Genomic DNA, 19,842 nt, shown 5'->3' on the forward strand with positions numbered 1-19,842 from the left:
TCAGACCTCGAGTGGCGTGGCGGCGCGATTGAGATCGGCCAGCGAGAGGTGGCGGTCGAACAGCGGCGCCAGGCTCTGGTCGTGGCTGACGAACAACAGGCTCGACCCGGCCTCGCGGCATTCAGCGAACAACAGCCGCAGGAAGTTTTCCCGGGCGTCGTAATCCAGGGCCGAAGTCGGTTCGTCGGCGATCACCAGTTCCGGTTGGCCGATCAATGCCCGGGCGGCGGCGACCCGTTGTTGCTGGCCGATGGACAGCGAGTCGGCGCGACGCTCCAACAGGTTCGGATCGGTCAAGCCCAGGTGGGCCAGCAGCGTGGCGGCGGCTTGATCGACACTGCCATGTCGCTGGGTGGCCCGCTGCGCACGGAGCTTGGAAAAGTGGCAGGGCAGCTCGACGTTCTCCCGTACCGAGAGAAACGGCAACAGATTGAACTGCTGAAAGATGTAGCCGGTATGGTCCACGCGAAAGCGGTCGCGGCGGCCGGCGCCCAGTTCGCTGAGTTCTTGGCCGAGCAGGCGAATGCTGCCGCGATCCGCCGTTTGCACCCCGCCCAGCAGCCCCAGCAGTGTGGTCTTGCCGCTGCCGCTCGGGCCCTTGAGGAACAAGGTTTCACCCGCTTCCAGGCGAAACGCCGGGATATCCAGCAAAGGCGGATGTCCGGGCCAACTGAAGCCCAGGTCGGAGAGTTCGATGAGTGCTTGGGTCATGTTTGCGCTTCAAAGTGGAACCTGCGGGGGACCTGTGGGAGCTGAGCTTGCTCGCGATGAGGCCATCACATTCAACTTGGATGTTGACTGTAGGACCGCTATCGCGAGCAAGCTTTGCTCCCACCAGGCTCGCCCCTACATGGGTTTTGCGGTGAATCAGAATTTCAGGGTTGGCGCCTTGGCCGTCACTTCCCCGCCCTGCTGGCCGCTCGGGCCGATCAGTTGCACCAGGATTTTCTGGGTGGCCGGGAAGATCTTGAACAGTGGCGCCAGGTCCAGATGGGTCAAGGAGCCAGGCGCGACGCAACGGAATTGGTAGTGGGCGTGGATTTCGCTGTGTTCGTGGTGCTCGTCGCCATCATCATCGGCATGCTCTTCGTGGTCCGGTTCGTCGCCGAACAGCGGGCTTTCCAGTTCCTGCTGCTCCAGGGTGCACTTGGCATCGGCCAGATTGATCAGCGCCGCGGGCTTCTCCAACTTCGCCCGGACAGCGGCCACCTTGGCTTTGTCGGCGTCACTGGTAGCGGCGTGTTCGAAGCCCACGAGGTTCATCGCCGGACTTTCCAGTTCCAACTCCAGGATCTCGCCGTCTAGTGAGGCGTTGAGGCGGGCGACACCGTGTTCGTGGGCCCCAAGGCTGCTGTGCTCATGGTCATGATCGTGTTCGACCGCCGCTTGAGCGACAACCAATGGCAGCAGGGCGAACGGCAAAGCGAGAAGCAGACGACGCATGACGAGTCTCCGAAAAAGTTATGTAATCTTATAACGAAAGTGCGGAGAGTTTGACCGTCTGCTTGGCGTCGCGCAAGGGCCATGGGAGCATGGGTACATGAAATATTCAGGAGCACGGTGATGTTGCGGATACGCGGAACCGTCGGCGAATGGCCGGTGGACTTGACGATCGAAATGGATGAGGGCGACTGGGCGCAGCTCGGCGCGCAGCTCGGCGCGCAGCTGCAAGTGGCCAAATCCGAAGGCACGACGGCACCGGCGGCCAAACCGGTTAACCCGGACGATGCCCAATGGCAGATCGCCAAGGAACTGCTGCGCAAGGCCGGGCAACTGAGCGGCCCAGACTTGCTGGAACAGCTCGAAGGCCTGACCGGCAGCGCCTCGGCGGGCAAGCGCCTGTTGGTGCGCTTGCGCCATAGCCCGGATGTAAAAGTCATCAGTGGCGGCGACACACCGCTCTATAGCTGGCACGAAACCGCGTAGGAGCTGTCGAGCGAAGCGAGGCTGCGATCTTTACCCTGACGCTTGAATCTCAAGCGAAAGATCAAAAGATCGCAGCCTTCGGCAGCTCCTACAGGGGAATCAATACAACGCCGCGAACAGCTTGCGACGGTAGGTTGTCACCAGCGGATGGTCGTTGCCCAGCAGTTCGAACACTTGCAGCAAGGTCTTGTGGGGCAGGCCTTCGCTGTAGCTGCGGTTACGCACGAACAGCTTGAGCAGCGCATCGAGGGCCGCTTCGTACTGTTGGCGCGCCAGTTGCTGGATCGCCAGTTGGTACACCGCTTCATCGTCCTGCGGGTCTTTCGCCAGGCGGGCCTTGAGGTCGGCGGCGTCCGGCAGGTGCTTGGCCAGGCCGAGGAACTGGATCTGCGCCTTGGCGCCGGCGAGGGCGGCCTTGTGTTCGTCGCTTTTCACTGCGTCGAGCACGGTCTGCGCTTCATCCAGCTCGCCGCGCTCGGTCAGGCAGCGGGCATACAGGATCAGGGCCTTGGCGTTGGTGTTGTCTTCACCCAGCAATACCGTGAGCACGGCTTCGGCGTCGGCGAAACGACCGTCGTCGAACAGCGCCTGGGCCTGTTCGAACGGATCGGCCGCAGCCGGTGGCGGCATCTGCACATGGGGCTCGAGCATCGCCCGCACCGCCGATTCCGGCTGGGCACCGGCAAAGCCGTCAACGGGCTGGCCGTCCTTGAACAACACCACCGTCGGCAGGCTGCGAATGCCGAAGCGGGCGACAATGTCTTGCTCGATGTCGCAGTTGACCTTGGCCAGCAGCAATTCACCCTGATAGCTCTCGGCAATGGTTTGCAGCATTGGCATCAGTGCCTTGCACGGCGCACACCATTCGGCCCAGAAATCCACCAGCACCGGTTTGTGGAAAGAGTTGGCGATCACCGACTGGTCGAAATCAGCGGTGGTGGCGTCGAAGATGTAGGGCGTTTCCTGAGTCATGGGCAATCTCGTAGAGCGCTTGAATGGGGCAACTATACGGCTTGGTGGGGGTGGCTGAAAGCCGGGAGGCCGTGAGAGGTGTATTGATTGAAAAGGCCTCATCGCGAGCAAGCTCGCTCCCACAGAGGGCGGTGTCCTGCGCAAAATATGGGAACACCATGAAACCCTGTGGGAGCGAGCTTGCTCGCGATGCTCTTGAGGCTAACGCCGCGCGTGGTACAGGCTTACATGCCGAAACTCCTCCGGCTCAGCCAAGTCCGGCAACGTCATGGCTTCAAGCATTTCGAGGCGCCGGTACAGCGGATGCTGGAAATCCCGCACCCGGGAATCGGCCACCAACGCCTCGCGACCACGGCTGAGAAACTGGTCGAGCAGCGGCAGGTTGGCCCGATCGTAGAGCACATCGGCGACCAGGATCAGGTCGAAACGATCAGCCTCGGCAAAAAAGTCCGTCGAATAACCCAGCTTCACGCCATTGAGCGCGGCATTGGCCTGGCACGCGGCAATCGCCAGTGGGTCGAGGTCGCAGGCCACCACTTCCAGCGCCCCGGCCTTGACCGCCGCGATGCCCGCCACGCCGGAGCCGGCGCCGAAATCCAGTACCCGCTTGCCTTCGACCCACTGTGGCTGTTCGGCCAGATGGCGGGCCATTGCCAGGCCGCTGGCCCAGCAGAAACTCCAATAGGGCGGCTCGTGGAAAATGCGCCGGGTTTCTTCCGGGCTGAAGGCGCGGTCCATGTTGTCGCCGTCGATCAGCCACAACTTCAAGTCGGTGCCGGGTAGCGGACAAACCACCAGGCGTGCGTCGCCCAGCAACTCACCCAATGCGCGTTGCAGGTCCTGCGGTGCACTCATGGCGCTTTGACGAATTGCAGGGTGCCCAATGCCTGGGTGGTCGGTTGGCTGATGCGTTGCTCCGGCAAGTGCAAGATCAACTGGCCGGACTGGCTGGCGCGGCCACGCAGTTCCACGCGGGCGCCGACCGGGAAGGCTTGCGGGTTGAAGCGCAAGCGGAAGGGCAGGGCCTGGTTGGTGCCGATCAGGCTGGAGCTGGCCAGCAGTTGCTGTGGACGGTCCTTGTCATCGATCACCAACAGCGCCAGTTCCACCTCAGCGCCGGCCGGTACGCCTTGTAGGGTGCCGCTCAACTCGCGCTGATGCGCCGGCAGCGGCCCCAGTTCGGTGGCTTGCCGGGCCTTTTCCTGGGCCTGTTTCGGCGCGGGGGCCGGGGCGGGAGCGGCGGGCTTGGTGGCATCGCTGCTGCACGCCATCAGCAGGCTGAAAAAACTGAGCAAAACGAGCGATCGTAGCGGCATGTGTGGCTCCAGCAAGGTGAATTCCATGGATCTGACGGTAAGCCCGTCTGTATACCGTAAACCCTATGGCTTGTCTTGCCAGTGGGATGCGCTACCATGGCCCTCCCTTTTTTTGTTGCCTGCCACCATGCACTGTCCCTTCTGCGGTGCCAACGACACCAAGGTCATCGACTCGCGACTGGTCGCCGAGGGCGAACAAGTCCGCCGCCGCCGCGAATGCCTGGCTTGCGGCGAACGTTTCACGACGTTCGAGACCGCTGAACTGGTGTTGCCGCGCCTGATCAAAACCGACGGCAGCCGCCAGCCGTTCGACGAAGAAAAACTGCGCGCCGGCATGCAGCGCGCCTTGGAAAAACGCCCGGTGAGCGTCGAGCGCCTGGAAGCGGCGCTGGTGCACATCAAGCACAAGCTGCGGGCGACCGGCGAGCGCGAGGTCAAGTCCTTGGTGGTCGGTGAGCTGGTGATGGCCGAGCTGCAGAAGCTCGATGAGGTCGCCTACATCCGTTTCGCCTCGGTGTACCGGCGCTTCCAGGACCTGAACGAGTTCCGCGAAGAAATCGACCGCCTGGCCCGCGAACCGGTGAAACAATGACCGTCTCGGCGCAGCAGGCCGTCCTCGACGCCCACTACATGGCCCGCGCCCTGGAGTTGGCGCGGCGCGGTCACTACACCACCCACCCCAACCCCCGGGTCGGCTGCGTGATCGTGCGTGACGGGCAGATTGTCGGCGAAGGCTGGCACATCCGCACTGGCGAGCCCCATGCCGAAGTCCATGCCCTGCGCGCCGCCGGCGACAGCGCCCGGGGTGCCACGGCCTACGTGACCCTCGAACCTTGCAGCCATCACGGGCGTACCCCGCCGTGTGCCGATGCGTTGGTCAACGCCGGCGTGGCGCGGGTGGTGGCGGCGATGCAGGACCCGAACCCGGAAGTCGCCGGTCGGGGGCTGCAACGGCTGGCCCAGGCTGGTATTGCCACTGAAAGCGGCGTATTGGAAGGCGAGGCGCGCCAGCTCAATCAGGGCTTCCTCAAACGCATGGAGCACGGCCTGCCGTTCGTGCGGGTCAAGCTCGCCATGAGCCTGGATGGTCGCACCGCCATGGAAAGTGGCGAAAGCCAATGGATCACCGGCCCGGCCGCACGCTCGGCGGTGCAACGCCTGCGGGCCCAGGCCAGCGTGGTGCTGACCGGCGCTGACACGGTGCTGGCGGATAACGCCCGGCTGACCGTGCGCGCCGATGAGCTGGGACTCGATGCCGAGCAGACCGCGTTGGTCATGAGCCGTCCGCCGCTGCGGGTGCTGGTGGACGGGCGCCTGCGGGTGCCGCTGGATGCGGCGTTTTTCAAGGCCGGCCCGGCGCTGGTCGCTACCTGCATGGCGGTAGAGGAACAATACGCCAACGGTCCCGAATGCATGATCGTGGCGGGCGATGACGGCCAGGTCAATCTGCATCGGCTGCTGGTGGAGCTGGCGGGGCGGGGCGTCAACGAGGTGCTGGTGGAGGCCGGTCCGCGCCTGGCGGGGGCATTTGCCCGGCAGGGTCTGGTGGACGAGTTCCAGATTTTCATCGCCGGCAAGTTTCTCGGATCTACGGCGCGACCGTTGCTGGATTGGCCGCTGGCGCAGATGAAAGACGCCCCAGCGCTGAAAATCACTGAAATCCGCGCCGTGGGCGATGACTGGCGAGTCATCGCCGTTCCCGTTCCACCGGCCAGCGTATAATTCCCGGCTTTCGCTCACGCGACGGCCTGTTCTCGAGGAGGACTCCATGTTTACCGGCATCATCGAATCCATCGGCAGCATCCGTGCACTCACCCCCAAGGGCGGCGATGTACGGGTCTACGTCGAAACCGGCAAGCTCGACCTGAGCGACGTCAAGTTGGGCGACAGCATCGCGGTAAACGGCGTCTGCCTGACCGCCGTTGAACTGCCGGGCAACGGCTTCCTGGCGGACGTCAGCCGCGAAACCCTCGACTGCACGGCCATGAACGACCTCAAGAGCGGCAGCCCGGTCAACCTGGAAAAAGCCCTGACCCCCACTACTCGCCTGGGCGGGCACCTGGTCAGTGGACATGTGGACGGCGTCGGTGAAGTGGTCTCGCGCACGGATAACGCCCGGGCCGTGGAGTTTCGCATCCGCGCGCCGAAGGAACTGGCCAAGTACATCGCCCATAAAGGCTCGATCACCGTCGATGGCACCAGTCTGACGGTCAACGCGGTGGATGGCGCCGAATTCCTGCTGACGATCATTCCCCACACGTTGAGCGAAACCATCATGGCTTCGTACCGGCCAGGTCGCCGGGTCAACCTGGAAGTCGACTTGCTGGCCCGTTACCTGGAGCGCCTGCTTTTGGGCGACAAGGCCGCAGAGTCTGGCTCCCCACAAAAGCCGGGTAACATCACTGAAAGTTTTCTGGCCGCCAACGGCTACCTCAAATCCTGACCCAAGGGGGTGCCGCGTGGCGCTCAATAGCATCGAAGAACTGGTCGAAGACATCCGCCAAGGCAAGATGGTCATCCTCATGGATGACGAAGACCGCGAGAACGAAGGCGACCTGATCATGGCCGCCGAGTGCTGCAAGGCCGAACACATCAACTTCATGGCCAAGCACGCCCGTGGGCTGATCTGCATGCCGATGACCCGCGAGCGCTGCGAGCTGCTGAAGTTGCCGCTGATGGCTCCGCGCAACGGCTCCGGTTTCGGCACCAAGTTCACCGTGTCCATCGAGGCTGCCGAGGGCGTGACCACCGGTATCTCCGCCGCTGACCGCGCGCGCACCGTGCAAGCCGCCGCGGCGAAAGACGCCAAGGCCGAAGACATTGTCAGCCCCGGCCATATCTTCCCGCTGATGGCCCAGGCCGGCGGCACCCTGGCCCGCGCCGGTCACACCGAAGCGGCCTGCGACCTGGCGCGCATGGCCGGTTTCGAACCCAGCGGCGTGATCTGTGAAGTGATGAACGACGACGGCACCATGTCCCGTCGCGCAGAACTGGAAAACTTCGCCGCCGAACACAACATCAAGATCGGCACCATTGCCGACCTGATTCACTACCGGATGATCCACGAACGTACCGTTCAGCGGATTGCCGAACAGCCGCTGGACAGCGAACTGGGCCAGTTCAATCTGGTGACCTACCGCGACTCGGTGGAAGGCGACGTGCACATGGCGCTGACCCTGGGCACCGTGTGCGCCGACGAACCGACCCTGGTGCGCGTGCACAACATGGACCCGCTGCGCGATCTGCTGATGGTCAAGCAACCCGGCCGCTGGAGCCTGCGGGCCGCCATGGCCGCTGTGGCCGAGGCCGGCAGCGGCGTGGTGTTGCTGCTCGGCCACCCGCTCGATGGCGACGTGCTGCTGGCGCACATCCGCGAAACCGCCGACCAGGCAGCGGTAAAAAAACCGACCACCTACAGCATCGTCGGTGCCGGTTCGCAGATCCTGCGTGACTTGGGCGTGCGCAAAATGCGCCTGATGAGCGCACCGATGAAATTTAATGCGATATCCGGTTTCGATCTGGAAGTTGTAGAATACGTGCCCTCCGAATAATGGCCCGCGGATTCCGGCATTATTGTTCACTTGAGGCTTGTTAGATCTATTTGTGGCGAGGGGATTCATCCCCGCTGGGCTGCGCAGCGGCCCCTCTTTTTTGGGACTGCTACGCAGTCCAGCGGGGATGAATCCCCTCGCCACAGAAGATGTGCAAGTGAACGAGATAGCGGGATCCACAGCTCTGTATTCGTGGCTAATATCACTGAAGGGGCGCGTATAGAACGCGCTCTGGCTCTTTAAGAGATCTGACGAATGACCCTGAAGACCATCGAAGGTACCTTCATCGCCCCCAAAGGCCGCTACGCTCTGGTAGTGGGCCGTTTCAACAGTTTCGTGGTCGAGAGCCTGGTTGGCGGTGCGGTCGATGCCCTGGTTCGCCATGGCGTGAGCGAAAGCGACATCACCATCATCCGCGCCCCTGGCGCCTTCGAAATTCCGCTGGTTGCGCAGAAAGTCGCTCAAAAGGGCGAATGTGCGGCGATCATCGCCCTGGGCGCGGTCATTCGTGGCGGTACTCCGCACTTCGAATACGTGGCTGGCGAATGCACCAAGGGCCTGGCCCAGGTGTCCATGGAATTCGGCGTGCCGGTCGCTTTCGGCGTGCTGACCGTTGATTCCATCGAGCAAGCCATCGAACGTTCCGGCACCAAGGCCGGTAACAAAGGCGCCGAAGCTGCCCTGTCCGCCCTGGAAATGGTCAGCCTGCTGGCGCAGTTGGAGGCCAAGTGATTAGCGACGAAAGCGATCGTTTCAACCCGCGCGATCCAAAGCCTGCAGACGCCGGCAAGCCATCGAAAAGCGTCAAGCGTCGCGAAGCCCGTCAGCTCGCGACCCAGGCGCTGTATCAATGGCACATGGCCAAGCAATCGCTGAACGAGATCGAAGCGCAGTTTCGGGTCGATAACGATTTCAGTGATGTCGACGGGGCTTATTTCCGCGAGATCCTCCACGGCGTGCCGGCCCACAAGACCGAGATCGACATCGCCCTGGCCCCTTGCCTGGACCTGACCATCGAAGAGCTGGACCCGGTTGAACTGGCGGTGTTGCGCCTGTCCACCTGGGAACTGATGCAGCGCGTCGACGTCCCGTACCGTGTGGTGATCAACGAAGGGATCGAACTGGCAAAAGTCTTCGGTTCCACCGATGGCCACAAGTTCGTCAACGGCGTGCTCGACAAGCTGGCCCCACGTTTGCGTGAAGCTGAAGTGAAGGCGTTCAAGCGCTAGTCAGCGCTTGATATCCGCATGGGTGAGTTCGAGCTGATCCGTAATTACTTCGCCGCCGCGCCGTGCGCGCAGGGCGGCGAGGGCGTTGCACTGGGGATCGGCGACGACTGTGCCCTGCTGGCCGTTCCTCCCGGGGAGCAGTTGGCGGTCTCCACCGACACGCTCGTGGCCGGTGTACATTTTCCGGACCCGTGCGACCCGTTCCTGCTCGGCCAGCGCTCGCTGGCCGTGGCGGTCAGCGACCTGGCCGCCATGGGCGCCAAGCCTTTGGCCTTTACCCTTGCCCTGACCTTGCCGACGGTGACCGCCGATTGGCTGCAAGCCTATGCCTGCGGTTTGAACCAGATGGCCCAGGCCTGTGGCGTGGTGCTGGTGGGAGGGGACACCACCCGTGGGCCGCTGAGCCTGACCCTGACCGTGTTCGGCCATGTGCCGTCCGGCCAGGCCCTGACCCGCAGCGGCGCGCAACCCGGCGACCTGCTGTGTGTCGGCGGCGAGCTGGGCAATGCCGCCGGTGCCTTGCCGTTGGTGCTCGGCCAGCGTCGCGCCGAACCTGCGCTTGCCGAACCGCTGCTGGCTCATTATTGGTCGCCGCGACCCCAAGTCGCCTTGGGCCTGGCGTTGCGGGGCAAGGCCAGCGCGGCGATGGACATTTCCGATGGCCTGCTGGCTGATTGCGGGCATATCGCCTTGGCGTCCGGGGTGGCATTACAGGTTGAACGTGACCGACTGCCGCTGTCCAACGCTCTGGTAACGTTTTTTGGTCGTACGGAGGCCACGCAGGCCGCCCTGAGCGGCGGTGACGATTACGTGCTGTTGTTCGCCGTGCCACCGAGCCGATTGTCGGCGTTGCAGGCCGAAGGCTGGCCGATCCACGTGATCGGCAGCGTGCTGGCCGGGCAGGGCGTCACGCTGGTCGACAGCGGCGGGCACGACATCACCCCGCAAATACGGGGCTATCAACATTTTCGGGAGACACCGTGACAGATCATCCCAACCAGGTCCCGGCAGAGTTCGTTCCGCCTTCGGTCTGGCGCAATCCTTGGCATTTCCTGGCATTTGGCTTCGGTTCGGGCACTTTGCCGAAAGCACCGGGCACCTGGGGCTCGCTGGTTGCGCTACCCTTCATACCGTTGTGGCAGATGTTGCCGGACTGGGGCTACTGGTTGATGCTCGGCATCACCATGCTGTTTGGCTTCTGGCTGTGTGGCAAAGTGGCGGACGACCTGCGGGTGCACGATCATGAAGGCATCGTCTGGGACGAAATGGTCGGCATGTGGATCACCTTGTGGCTGGTACCGGAAGGTTGGTATTGGTTGCTGACGGGTTTTCTGGTGTTCCGTTTCTTCGATATCCTCAAGCCATGGCCGATCCGCTGGATCGACCGGCATGTGCACGGAGGTGTCGGAATCATGCTCGATGATGTATTGGCCGGGGTTTTCGCCTGGCTGGCAATGCAAGGATTGGTGTGGAGTTTCACCTGAAGGAGCCAGGCATGGGCGTAAGCCGCGCACTACTGCTGTTGCTGTGTTTAGGGGCCTGTGTGGGGGCAGGGGCGGCCGAGTCGGCGCCATTGCCCGATAAGGTCCGCGCGGCCAGCGAGGAGTGGGCCGATTACACCCAGGCCGATGGCCAGGGCATGGGCTGGGACATCTTGCGCGCGGTGTTCGAGCCTGAAGGCATCAGGCTGGAAATCCGCAGCGTGCCCTACACCCGCTCGATCGGGTTGGTGCAGCGCGGCGAGGTCGATGTGCAGGTCGGCGCCTATCGGGATGAGTCCGAAGGCGTGCTCTACCCGAAGTGGCACTACGACGTCGATCACATCTATGCCCTGGGGCTGGCCTCCAAACCGACGCCCACCCTGGCGACGATTGGCAACTATCGGCTGGTATGGATGCGCGGGTACGAATACAACAACTACCTGCCCAACATCCGGCGTTTCAATGAGATCCACCGGTCGGTGGGGATCTTGCCGATGCTGATTCATGAGCGAGCGGATTTTTACATCGATGCGTCAATGGAAATCGAGGAAGTGCTGGCCAAGGCCGAGGATCCCAAGCAATTCAAGCTCTCGCCGCTGATCAACTTGCCGCTATACCTGGGCTTCGCCAACAATGAAAACGGGCGTACGTTGCGTGCACTGTTCGACCGACGCATGGAAGTGCTGGTGAAGGGCGGTCAGTTGAAACCGATTTTCGAACACTGGAAGCAACCCTATCCCTTTGATGAGCACGGCAAGCCACCGAAGCCGTAATCAAACTTATCGATGATCATCAGCGATAATTCAGCCTAAGCGTCGGTCGGATCGTGCTGTTACAATGCCCGCCTCTGCGAATCTCCAGTACTAGATCAGGAGCACACCGGTGCCTGTCGTTTTTGTTGCCGCTTCCAAGCTGCCAACGCCCTTTGCGCAATTCACCATGCATGGTTTTCTCGATGAAGCCACCGGCCGCGAGCACGTCGTGTTGAGCCTGGGTGATTTCGCCGACGGTAGCCCGGTACTCGGCCGCCTGCATTCCGAATGCCTGACCGGCGACGCCCTGTTCAGCCAGCGCTGCGATTGCGGTTCGCAACTCGAGGCCGCGCTGCAGGCCATCGCTCGCGAAGGCCGAGGCGTGTTGCTGTACCTACGCCAAGAAGGCCGTGGCATTGGCCTGCTGAACAAGATCCGCGCCTATGAGCTGCAAGATGGCGGCGCCGATACCGTGGAAGCCAACGAACGCCTGGGCTTTGCCGCCGACCTGCGTGACTACAGCATCTGCCTGCCGATGCTGGAGCATCTGGGCGTGAAGTCGTTGCGCTTGATGACCAACAATCCACGCAAGGTCAAGGCGTTGACCGACATGGGCATCGTGGTGGCCGAGCGTGTGCCGCTGCACACCGGTCACAACCCCCACAACAAACTCTACCTGGCGACCAAGGCCAGCAAGCTCGACCACATGATGGGTAACGAGCACCAAGGCGAGGTTGACCGGGCGTGACGCGCGGTCAGGTCCGGCGGCGGCTGTCGGTCAGTTGGTGGAAATACCTGGCCCTGGCCTTGCTGCCACTGTTTGTGATCAATGCGGTGTTCGGCCAGGGCGAAGCGATTCTGCCGATGCTGGCGATGCCGTTGTTCATTGCTGGCGTGGCATCGATGTTTGTCAGCCTGCGATTCTTCGGGCCATATAAACAGGCCTTGATCGCCACCCAGAAAGCCCTCGACACCCCCGAAGAGCCACAGGCCTGGATCGACCTGGCGGCCCGTCGCCGCGCCGCGTTCCTGGTGGCCGGGCTGCCGGCCTGGGTCGGCGCCCTGGCGGTGTTCGTGGGCCTGGAAGCGGTGCCGTTGATGCTGCTGGCGTTGTCGACCACCGTGTTGTTCTACCTGTACCGCATCCCGCGTCAACTCGGCTGATGAGCCGCTGGCTGGCGGTCTTGCTGCTGGCCGTCAGCGCCTCGACGATGGCGGCCACGCGGGTGGTCAGTCTCGCACCGTCGCTGTCGGAGATCGTCGTTGAACTGGGTTCCGCCGACCTGTTGGTGGGTGTGCTGGATGGCGGTGATCGCCCGCCGGCGCTCAAGGACCTGCCCTCGGTAGGCCGTTACGGGCAACTGGACATGGAGCGCTTGCTCAGCCTCAAGCCCGATCTGCTCCTGCTCTGGCCTGGCAGTGTAGGCCCGGCCCAGCGCGAGCAACTCAAGGGCCTGGGCATCCCCATCCATGTCGCCGAGCCCCGCAGCCTCGACCAACTCATTACCCAAATCGAAGCCATCGCCAACCAGCTCGGCCGCCCGGACCGGGGCATGCAACGAGCGGCGCAGTTGCGCGTGCGGCTTGAGGCGTTACGCCAGCGCTATCGACGGGACCCGCTGTTGCCGGTGTTCTACCAGGTCTGGGACCGGCCGCTGTACACCGTTGGTGGCGGGCAGATCATCAGCGATGCGCTGACGGTGTGCGGGGCGCGCAACGTTTTTGCCGACCTGAGCCTGCCGGCACCGCAGGTGAGTGTGGAAGCGGTGCTGCAACGCAACCCGCAAGTCATCCTGGCCACGGAACAAGCGCAGCTCGATGCCTGGAAAGCCTGGCCGGTGGCGCAGGGGCGGTTGTTGTTGGTCAATGACAAGGGCCTGGAGCGGCCCAGCGGGCAGATGATCGAGGCCACGGCACGGTTGTGCGAGTTGATTGCGCCAGACAGGTAGACCGCGGCGCGCCCTTCGCGAGCAAGCCCGCTCCCACAGTTGGAATGCGTACCCTGTGGGAGCGGGCTTGCTCGCGAAGAGGCCCGCTCAAACATCACAAATCCTGGATCAGAGCGCAGGTGTCCAAGTCACCCCAAACACCCACGCCCGCCCATCCTCCCGATACCCATACTGGCCGCCTTCATGGCTATACAGCGCCCGGCTGTAGCTCTTGTCCAACAGGTTATCCACCTTCATCTCCAGCTTCACCTCCCGGGTCAACGCCCAACTGCCACGCAACCCGAGCAAGGCATAGCCGCCCAGGGCATTGCGGTTGTCTTCGTCGTCGTAGCTGCCGCTGACCGCTTGCCAGGTGGCGCCCAGGCCGAGGCGGTCGAATTGCCGGTCCAGGTCCAGGCTCAAGGTCCGTCGGGCGCGGCGGGCCAGGGTGTGGCCGCTGTCGCGATCGCGCGGGTCGATGATGGCCAGGGCCAGATTGCCCTGCCAGCCGAACACATCCTGCAGGTAGGCCATTTCAAAGCCGTTGATCCGCGCCGAGGCGACGTTCTGCGGGCGCGAGTGGCGGCCAAAAATGATCGCGTCCTCCAGGTCGGTGCGGTACAGCGAGGTTTCCAGGCGGGCGCTGTCGCTCAGCTGGCTGCGCCATTGCAGTTCGTAGCTCTTGGCCGTCTCGGGTTTCAGGTCAGGGTTGCTGAAGTCCGGGTAGTACAGGTCGTTGAACGTCGGTGCGCGGAAGCTCTCGCTGTAGGTCAGCAACAGGTCGTTGTCCGGGTTGATCGGCACGGTGAGGGTGCCGCTCCAACTGTTCTGGCCGCCAAATTGCTGGTTCTGGTCGCGACGCAGGCCCAGTTCGGTGGAGAAGGTTTCGGCCTGGAAGCGGTGCTGGATAAACGCGGCACGGTTCCAGCGGCTGTCTTCATCGAACGGCGTGCTGCTGTTGACCCGGTCCTGATACCAGTCGCCGCCGACGATCAGGCTGTTGCGCTCGTCCAGCGTCACGTCGTTCTGCCAGGTCGCGGAGTCGCGGTAGGTGTTGAACACCTCACGGACGTCGCTGAGCTTGTCGAAGGTCTTTTCGCGGTTCTCGCTATGGCCCAGTTCCAGGCGGGATTTCCAAGTGTCGTTGATTCGCCCGTCTACATAGGTGCTGAAGCTGCTCACCGCAAACTCGCTGTAAGGTTGTTGGGGCAGGAATTCGAAGGTGCTCGGGTCGAAGCGGCCGAACGGGTTGTCGTATTCGCTTTTGCCGCGGTTATCCAGCAGGTTCAGGCCAATTTCCAAGTCGTCGCTGACGGCATGACTCAGGCTCAGGCTGAAGGACCGGTTGCGGTTGGCATCGTCGTCGCGGTCGCTGGCGTAGGACTCATGGGTTCGATTGGCCCCGGCGCTGTCGTCGAGGCTGGCGCCGAGGTTGAAGCGGGTCTGCTCGTCGCCGCCGGACAGGCCCAAGCTGCGCTCCCAGGTCTGGTGGCTGCCGACACCCACATGCAGGCGCGGTTGCAGGCCTTGCGTGTTGCCGCGCCGGGTGAAAATCTGGATCATCCCACCGACCGCGTCGGCACCGTAGATCACCGAGCGCGAGCCGCGCAGCACTTCCACCCGTTCGATCTGGTTGATGTTCAGGCGTTGCAGGTTGCTGTCGCCGGAGGTGGCGTTGCCGATGCGCTGGCCGTCCACCAGCACCAGGCTCTGGGCCGATTTGGTCCCACGAATGTAAATCCCCGGCAGACTGCCGCGCCCACCCAACGGCGCCACTTGCACCCCCGGCACACGGCTGAGCAAGTCCGTGACACTGGCCGGCTGCAAGCGGTCGATGTCGTCGCGGGTGAACACGGTGTTGGCGGCACTGCTGTCGTTGCGGGCCTCGACCTGGCGGTTGGCGCTGATCACGATGTCGGGCAGCTTCAAGGCCTGGTCGCGTTCGAAGGTGTCGGCCAGCAGGTCGGGGGTGGGCAGTAGGGAAAGGGTGAGGGCGAGGCGGAGTTTCATGGGTGTTCCGGACATTTCTGGTCTGCACAAACCCTTGTGGGAGCGAGCTTGCTCGCGATGGCGGCAGATCAGTCAATTAATCCATTGGCTGATGCACCGCTATCGCGAGCAAGCTCGCTCCCACAGGGGCTTGTGTTGGCTGAACTTACAGGCCCAACAACTGCAACCGCAGCCGCACCGCCGCTTCGATCCCTGCCTCATCCAACCCACATTCGGCCAGCATCTGCGCCGGCTTGGCGTGTTCGACGTAGCTGTCCGGCAGGCCCAGGTGCAGCACCGACTTGAGGATGTTCTCCCGGGCCAGGAACTCGCTGACCGCCGCGCCGGCGCCGCCCATGATGGCGTTTTCCTCGATGGTCACCAGTAGTTCGTGACTGCCGGCCATCTCGCGCACCAGGGCTTCGTCCAAGGGTTTGACGAAGCGCATGTCCACCACGCTGGCGTCCAGGGTATCGGCGACTTTCAAGGCCTCGGCCAGTTGCACGCCGAATACCAGCAGGGCGGTTTGCTTGCCCTGGCGGCGGATCACGCCCTTGCCGATCTCGATGGGTTCGAGGTCGGTCGAGAGGGTCGCATTCGGACCGGTGCCACGGGGGTAGCGCACCGCCGCCGGGCCATTGAACAGGTGACCGGTGGTGAGCATCTTGCGCAGTTCGTTTTCATCGCTCGGGGTCATCACCAGCATGCCGGGGATGCAACGCAGGAACGACAGGTCAAAGCTGCCGGCGTGGGTCGGGCCGTCTTCGCCCACCAGGCCGGCGCGGTCGATGGCGAACAGCACGTCGAGGTTCTGCACCGCGACGTCATGGATCAACTGGTCGTAGGCCCGTTGCAGGAAGGTCGAATAGATCGCCACCACCGGCTTGGCGCCTTCGCAAGCCATGCCGGCGGCGAGGGTCACGGCGTGCTGCTCGGCAATCGCCACGTCGAAGTAGCGCTGCGGGTAGCGTTCGCTGAACGCCACCAGGTCCGAGCCTTCCTTCATCGCCGGGGTGATGCCCACCAGGCGTGGGTCGGCGGCGGCCATGTCGCACAGCCATTGGCCAAAGACACCGGAATACTTCGGTCCACCGGCCTTTTTCGGCGCGGCCGCCGGAGCGTCCAGGGGTTCGAGCTTGGTGATGGCGTGGTAGCCGATCGGGTCGACCTCCGCCGGGGCGAAGCCTTTGCCTTTCTTGGTGACCACGTGCAGGAACTGCGGGCCCTTGAGGTCGCGCATGTTGCGCAGGGTGGCGATCAACGTGGGCAGGTCATGGCCGTCAATGGGGCCAATGTAGTTCCAGCCCAGTTCTTCGAACAGCGTGCCGGGGACCAACATGCCCTTGGCGTACTCTTCGGTGCGCCGGGCGATTTCCCAGGCGCCGGGCAGGCGCGACAACACCTTTTTGCTGCCTTCGCGCATGCTGGCGTAGGTGCGGCTGGAGAGGATCTTCGCCAGGTAGTTGGACAACCCACCGACATTGCGCGAGATCGACATGTCGTTGTCGTTGAGGATCACCAGCATGTTGGCGTTGACTTCCGGCGCGTGGTTCAGCGCTTCGAAGGCCATGCCGGCGGTTAGTGCGCCGTCGCCGATCACGGCAATGGCCTTGCGCTCGCTGTTTTGCAGACGGGCGGCAATGGCCATGCCCAGGGCGGCGCTGATGGAGGTGCTGGAGTGGCCGACGCCAAAGGTGTCGTATTCGCTCTCGGAGCGGCGCGGGAAGGCGGCGATGCCGTCCTTCTGGCGCAGCGTGCCCATGCGCGCGCGACGATCAGTGAGGATCTTGTGCGGGTAGGCCTGGTGCCCGACGTCCCACACCAGCCGGTCGTCCGGGGTGTCGAACACGTAATGCAGCGCGATCGTCAGCTCGATGACGCCCAGGCCCGCGCCGAAGTGCCCACCGGTCTGGCCGACCGTGTAGAGCAGTTCCAGGCGCAACTCATCGGCCAGGGTTTCCAGCTCGGCTTCACCCAGGCGACGCAGGCCGTCCGGCGTGTTGGCGCGGTCCAGCAGGGGCGTGGTCGGGCGCTTGCGGGGAATCTCTTGAAACGTCGTGGGCATCAGGCGAATCGTTATAGGTATAGAAAGAGGCGGCAGTTTACCTTATGCATCGCAAGCTGCCCACGCGTTGGCCGGAACTTGGCCGATACGCAGTCTAAAGAGGTTGACCCCGTATCAACTGCGGCGTTCGACGATATATCGCGCCAAGTCGCGCAACGGTTCGGCCGCCGCGTCAAAGGGTCGCAGCGCGGCCAGGGCCTGATCGCGCAACTCCAGGGCGTAGGCTTTCGCGGCGTCGAGGCCGAGCAGGGCCGGGTAGGTCGGCTTGTCCCGCGCGATATCGGCGCCCTGGCGTTTACCGAGGGTCTGGGTATCGCTTTCGACGTCGAGGATGTCGTCCTGCACCTGGAACGCCAGGCCGATGGCCCGGGCGTAGGTCTGCAAGGCTTGCAACTGGGCGGGCGTGGCCCGGCCGCTGGCCAGGGCGCCGAGTTTGACGCTGGCCTCGATCAAGGCGCCGGTCTTGTGCCGATGCATGTATTCCAGGGCGCTCTGGTCCAGTTTAAGGCCCACCGAACCGAGGTCGATGGCCTGGCCGCCGACCATTCCGGCGGGGCCGGCCGCCAGCGCCAGGGCGCTGACCATGTCCAGGCGGATCTGCGCCGGGCAATCGCTCAGGGCCGGGTCCAGCAGGGCGCTGAAGGCCAGGCTCTGCAGGCCGTCGCCAGCCAGGATCGCGCAGGCTTCGTCGAATTGCTTGTGGGTGGTGGGCTGGCCGCGACGCAGGTCATCATCGTCCATGGCCGGCAAATCGTCGTGCACCAGCGAATACGCATGGATCAGCTCCACCGCACAGGCGGCGCCGTTGGCCTGTTCGGCCTGGCCGCCCAAGGCTTCGCACGCGGCGTAGGCCAACAGCGGCCGCACACGCTTGCCGCCGTTCATCACGCTGTAGCGCATGGCTTCGTACAGGCGCGCCAGTTCCGGGCTCGGCGCGCTGAACAAGGTATCCAGTGCAGCATTGACCCGGGCCTGGCTGCTGGCCTGATAGGCGCCGATCATTCAGGTTGTTCCGCGTCGAAAGGCTCTTCGGTCAGCTCACCGTCGCGCTCGAGCAGCAATTGCACCTTCTGCTCGGCCTGGGCCAGCGCCGCCTGGCAGTCGCGAGTCAAGCCGATACCCTGCTCGAAGGCGGTCAGCGAGTCTTCCAGCGACAATTCGCCGTTCTCCAACCGTTCGACCAGCGTTTGCAGGTCGGCCAGAGATTGTTCGAAATCCAGTGCAGCTTTTTTGCGGGCCATGGCGGCTATTCCGGTTGACTGTTAAACCGGCGCGACACTAGCAGACATGGGGTGTTCGGGCAAATCAGGGCGCCAGGCTACCCCCTATCAGCGAGGAGCGGAGAATCTGTGGCGAGGGGATTTATCCCCGTTGGGTTGCGAAGCGACCCCAAAGCTGAGTACTCACTCCATCTGACACACCGAGGTGTTAGCTTTTAGGGCTGCTTCGCAACCCAGCGGGGATAAATCCCCTCGCCACAAAGATCTTATGCCAATTGACCCTGGGTCTGCACGCATTCGCGAAGCAGCGGTGCCAATGTTTCAGCTTGCCAGTAAAAACCGGGCCAGTCGGGCTGTTGCCAGATCCAATGGAATGCCATGCGCCTATCCAAAGATGAATGAGCCGAATAATAACGCTATTCGGCTCACGCACCCTTCAGTACGTGATTTCCCACACAGAATCGCGCGTTCCCCGATTGTGGAAAATCCGCCGAATAGCTACTCTTCGCGCCATCTACGGCCCCCTTGCGACGGGGCCTTCAGACGAAACCCGAATAATGACAAGCAGCGCCGAGGAAGGGCGCCGGGTTGCGTTGTGCATGGCAGGAGGCATACGTGCGTTTTCTTTCTTTATTGATCGTGTTGCTTGGCGCGCCGATGGCGTGGGCCGAGCCTTCGGCCGAGCTGTCGGAACCGGTCGGTGGCTGGCGCTACAGTGGCTTGCTCGATCGCACGGAAAACCCGCAGGTCGCCTATCCCACCCCGCCCATCGACCGGGGCGTGCAGCGCAACCGCACGATGATCGAGGGCCGGATCAAAGACATGGGTACGGCTCGCCAGCCCCATAGCCTGGCGGTCAACGGCAATCCACTGAATCTCTATACCGACGACGAGGGGCGTTTCGCCCGGCCGTATGCGTTCGGCGCCGGCTCCAACAGCGTCGAGGTGCGCAGCTCCGAAGGCCAGTCCCTCAAGCGCGTGCAATTCTATGAAGCCAACAACCTGCGCACCCCGGCGCAGATCCGCGTTGTGCTGGGCTGGGACGACCCCAAGGCCGAGCTCGACCTGCATATCGTCACCCCCGACGGCCAACATGCGTTCTTCGGCCGGCCGGCGCTGACCAACGGTGGTGGCCTCGACCCGGATGGCGTCGACGGCCCCGGCCCGGAAATGTTCACCATGACCGCGCCGATGCACGGCACCTACCTGGTCTACGTGAACTATTGGGGCAACTACGGCAGCGGCGGCTACAACTTTGATGAGAGCAGCAACCAGAACGAGGTGATCACCTCGCAGATCAACCTGGTGCTCAACGAAAACACCGTCGATGAAAAACGCGAGACCTTTGTCGTGCCCCTGCGCGCCATTGGCGATTTGTTGCTGGTCAAGACTTTCAACTACTAAGTATCCGCT

General features: G+C 63.4%; 23 protein-coding genes and 1 pseudogene. 14 read left to right on the forward strand and 10 right to left on the reverse strand.

Going from position 1 to position 19,842, the window contains the following annotated elements:
• Together AB4N80_RS08675 and AB4N80_RS08680 are read right to left on the reverse strand one after the other, a co-directional pair.
• Window positions 1–711, reverse strand: a complete 711-nt coding sequence (locus AB4N80_RS08675) for an ABC transporter ATP-binding protein (protein ID WP_122566169.1) — start codon at window positions 709–711, stop codon at window positions 1–3.
• Window positions 712–867: 156 nt separating this feature from the next.
• Window positions 868–1,443, reverse strand: coding sequence for a DUF2796 domain-containing protein (locus AB4N80_RS08680; protein ID WP_122566170.1), 576 nt, complete (start codon window positions 1,441–1,443; stop codon window positions 868–870).
• 120 nt (window positions 1,444–1,563) lie between these two features.
• Here AB4N80_RS08680 and AB4N80_RS08685 point away from each other — a divergent pair, with 120 nt between their 5' ends.
• Entirely contained in the window at window positions 1,564–1,926 is a 363-nt protein-coding gene (locus AB4N80_RS08685; protein WP_305481967.1) for a hypothetical protein, read from the forward strand.
• A 99-nt stretch (window positions 1,927–2,025) separates the two neighbouring features.
• Here AB4N80_RS08685 and trxA read toward each other — a convergent pair whose 3' ends face one another.
• The 3 genes from trxA to AB4N80_RS08700 all read right to left on the reverse strand — a co-directional run bounded on the left by trxA (window position 2,026) and on the right by AB4N80_RS08700 (window position 4,214).
• Window positions 2,026–2,898 (reverse strand): thioredoxin, encoded by an 873-nt coding sequence (gene trxA, locus AB4N80_RS08690; protein WP_122566172.1) that lies wholly within the window; start codon window positions 2,896–2,898, stop codon window positions 2,026–2,028.
• A 201-nt stretch (window positions 2,899–3,099) separates the two neighbouring features.
• On the reverse strand, window positions 3,100–3,753 hold the full coding sequence (locus AB4N80_RS08695) for a class I SAM-dependent methyltransferase (protein WP_460081515.1): 654 nt from the start codon (window positions 3,751–3,753) through the stop codon (window positions 3,100–3,102).
• On the reverse strand, window positions 3,750–4,214 hold the full coding sequence (locus tag AB4N80_RS08700) for a YbaY family lipoprotein (protein ID WP_354339380.1): 465 nt from the start codon (window positions 4,212–4,214) through the stop codon (window positions 3,750–3,752). Before AB4N80_RS08700 ends, AB4N80_RS08695 begins: the two co-directional genes overlap by 4 nt.
• 127 nt (window positions 4,215–4,341) lie before the next feature.
• On the opposite strand from AB4N80_RS08700, the gene nrdR reads away from it, so the two are divergent.
• The 12 genes from nrdR to AB4N80_RS08760 all read left to right on the forward strand — a co-directional run bounded on the left by nrdR (window position 4,342) and on the right by AB4N80_RS08760 (window position 13,176).
• A complete protein-coding gene (nrdR, locus tag AB4N80_RS08705) occupies window positions 4,342–4,806 on the forward strand; it encodes a transcriptional regulator NrdR (protein ID WP_163006734.1) in 465 nt (154 codons plus the stop codon).
• Window positions 4,803–5,936: a bifunctional diaminohydroxyphosphoribosylaminopyrimidine deaminase/5-amino-6-(5-phosphoribosylamino)uracil reductase RibD gene (ribD, locus tag AB4N80_RS08710; RefSeq protein WP_305491185.1), complete on the forward strand. Its 1,134-nt coding sequence runs from the start codon at window positions 4,803–4,805 to the stop codon at window positions 5,934–5,936. The genes nrdR and ribD overlap by 4 nt, the downstream gene beginning before the upstream one ends.
• Before the next feature lie 46 nt (window positions 5,937–5,982).
• On the forward strand, window positions 5,983–6,657 hold the full coding sequence (locus tag AB4N80_RS08715) for a riboflavin synthase (RefSeq protein ID WP_122566175.1): 675 nt from the start codon (window positions 5,983–5,985) through the stop codon (window positions 6,655–6,657).
• 16 nt (window positions 6,658–6,673) lie between these two features.
• Entirely contained in the window at window positions 6,674–7,765 is a 1,092-nt protein-coding gene (ribBA, locus tag AB4N80_RS08720; protein ID WP_122566176.1) for a bifunctional 3,4-dihydroxy-2-butanone-4-phosphate synthase/GTP cyclohydrolase II, read from the forward strand.
• 255 nt (window positions 7,766–8,020) lie between these two features.
• The gene (gene ribH / locus AB4N80_RS08725; RefSeq protein ID WP_460081520.1) at window positions 8,021–8,497 is read left to right on the forward strand and encodes a 6,7-dimethyl-8-ribityllumazine synthase; all 477 of its coding nucleotides are present in this window, start codon (window positions 8,021–8,023) and stop codon (window positions 8,495–8,497) included.
• On the forward strand, window positions 8,494–8,994 hold the full coding sequence (gene nusB / locus AB4N80_RS08730) for a transcription antitermination factor NusB (protein ID WP_047229742.1): 501 nt from the start codon (window positions 8,494–8,496) through the stop codon (window positions 8,992–8,994). The genes ribH and nusB overlap by 4 nt, the downstream gene beginning before the upstream one ends.
• Before the next feature lie 18 nt (window positions 8,995–9,012).
• Complete coding sequence (thiL, locus tag AB4N80_RS08735) at window positions 9,013–9,978, forward strand: thiamine-phosphate kinase (RefSeq protein ID WP_460081523.1); 966 nt, start codon at window positions 9,013–9,015, stop codon at window positions 9,976–9,978.
• Complete coding sequence (locus AB4N80_RS08740; RefSeq protein ID WP_122566178.1) at window positions 9,975–10,478, forward strand: phosphatidylglycerophosphatase A family protein; 504 nt, start codon at window positions 9,975–9,977, stop codon at window positions 10,476–10,478. The genes thiL and AB4N80_RS08740 overlap by 4 nt, the downstream gene beginning before the upstream one ends.
• A gap of 11 nt (window positions 10,479–10,489) precedes the next feature.
• Complete coding sequence (locus AB4N80_RS08745; RefSeq protein WP_354339386.1) at window positions 10,490–11,248, forward strand: substrate-binding periplasmic protein; 759 nt, start codon at window positions 10,490–10,492, stop codon at window positions 11,246–11,248.
• A gap of 109 nt (window positions 11,249–11,357) precedes the next feature.
• Window positions 11,358–11,975, forward strand: a complete 618-nt coding sequence (gene ribA, locus AB4N80_RS08750) for a GTP cyclohydrolase II (RefSeq protein WP_014340439.1) — start codon at window positions 11,358–11,360, stop codon at window positions 11,973–11,975.
• The gene (locus tag AB4N80_RS08755) at window positions 11,972–12,391 is read left to right on the forward strand and encodes an MFS transporter (RefSeq protein WP_460081528.1); all 420 of its coding nucleotides are present in this window, start codon (window positions 11,972–11,974) and stop codon (window positions 12,389–12,391) included. The genes ribA and AB4N80_RS08755 overlap by 4 nt, the downstream gene beginning before the upstream one ends.
• On the forward strand, window positions 12,391–13,176 hold the full coding sequence (locus AB4N80_RS08760; protein WP_460081531.1) for a cobalamin-binding protein: 786 nt from the start codon (window positions 12,391–12,393) through the stop codon (window positions 13,174–13,176). The genes AB4N80_RS08755 and AB4N80_RS08760 overlap by 1 nt, the downstream gene beginning before the upstream one ends.
• Window positions 13,177–13,284: 108 nt before the next feature.
• Here AB4N80_RS08760 and AB4N80_RS08765 read toward each other — a convergent pair whose 3' ends face one another.
• From AB4N80_RS08765 to AB4N80_RS08785, 5 genes and pseudogenes are all read right to left on the reverse strand, one after another.
• Window positions 13,285–15,165: a TonB-dependent receptor domain-containing protein gene (locus AB4N80_RS08765; protein WP_460081534.1), complete on the reverse strand. Its 1,881-nt coding sequence runs from the start codon at window positions 15,163–15,165 to the stop codon at window positions 13,285–13,287.
• Between the two features lie 145 nt (window positions 15,166–15,310).
• Complete coding sequence (gene dxs / locus AB4N80_RS08770) at window positions 15,311–17,209, reverse strand: 1-deoxy-D-xylulose-5-phosphate synthase (RefSeq protein ID WP_460081537.1); 1,899 nt, start codon at window positions 17,207–17,209, stop codon at window positions 15,311–15,313.
• Between the two features lie 114 nt (window positions 17,210–17,323).
• On the reverse strand, window positions 17,324–18,211 hold the full coding sequence (ispA, locus tag AB4N80_RS08775) for a (2E,6E)-farnesyl diphosphate synthase (RefSeq protein WP_122566184.1): 888 nt from the start codon (window positions 18,209–18,211) through the stop codon (window positions 17,324–17,326).
• A complete protein-coding gene (locus AB4N80_RS08780) occupies window positions 18,208–18,450 on the reverse strand; it encodes an exodeoxyribonuclease VII small subunit (RefSeq protein ID WP_003185917.1) in 243 nt (80 codons plus the stop codon). Before AB4N80_RS08780 ends, ispA begins: the two co-directional genes overlap by 4 nt.
• A 251-nt stretch (window positions 18,451–18,701) precedes the next feature.
• Window positions 18,702–18,809, reverse strand: a pseudogene (locus AB4N80_RS08785) (DUF4172 domain-containing protein); the annotation flags it as partial.
• Window positions 18,810–19,086: 277 nt separating this feature from the next.
• Here AB4N80_RS08785 and AB4N80_RS08790 point away from each other — a divergent pair.
• The gene (locus AB4N80_RS08790; protein ID WP_122566203.1) at window positions 19,087–19,833 is read left to right on the forward strand and encodes a YfaP family protein; all 747 of its coding nucleotides are present in this window, start codon (window positions 19,087–19,089) and stop codon (window positions 19,831–19,833) included.
• The last annotated feature ends 9 nt before the right edge of the window (window positions 19,834–19,842 follow it).

This window comes from Pseudomonas sp. H3_A02 (assembly GCF_054671965.1).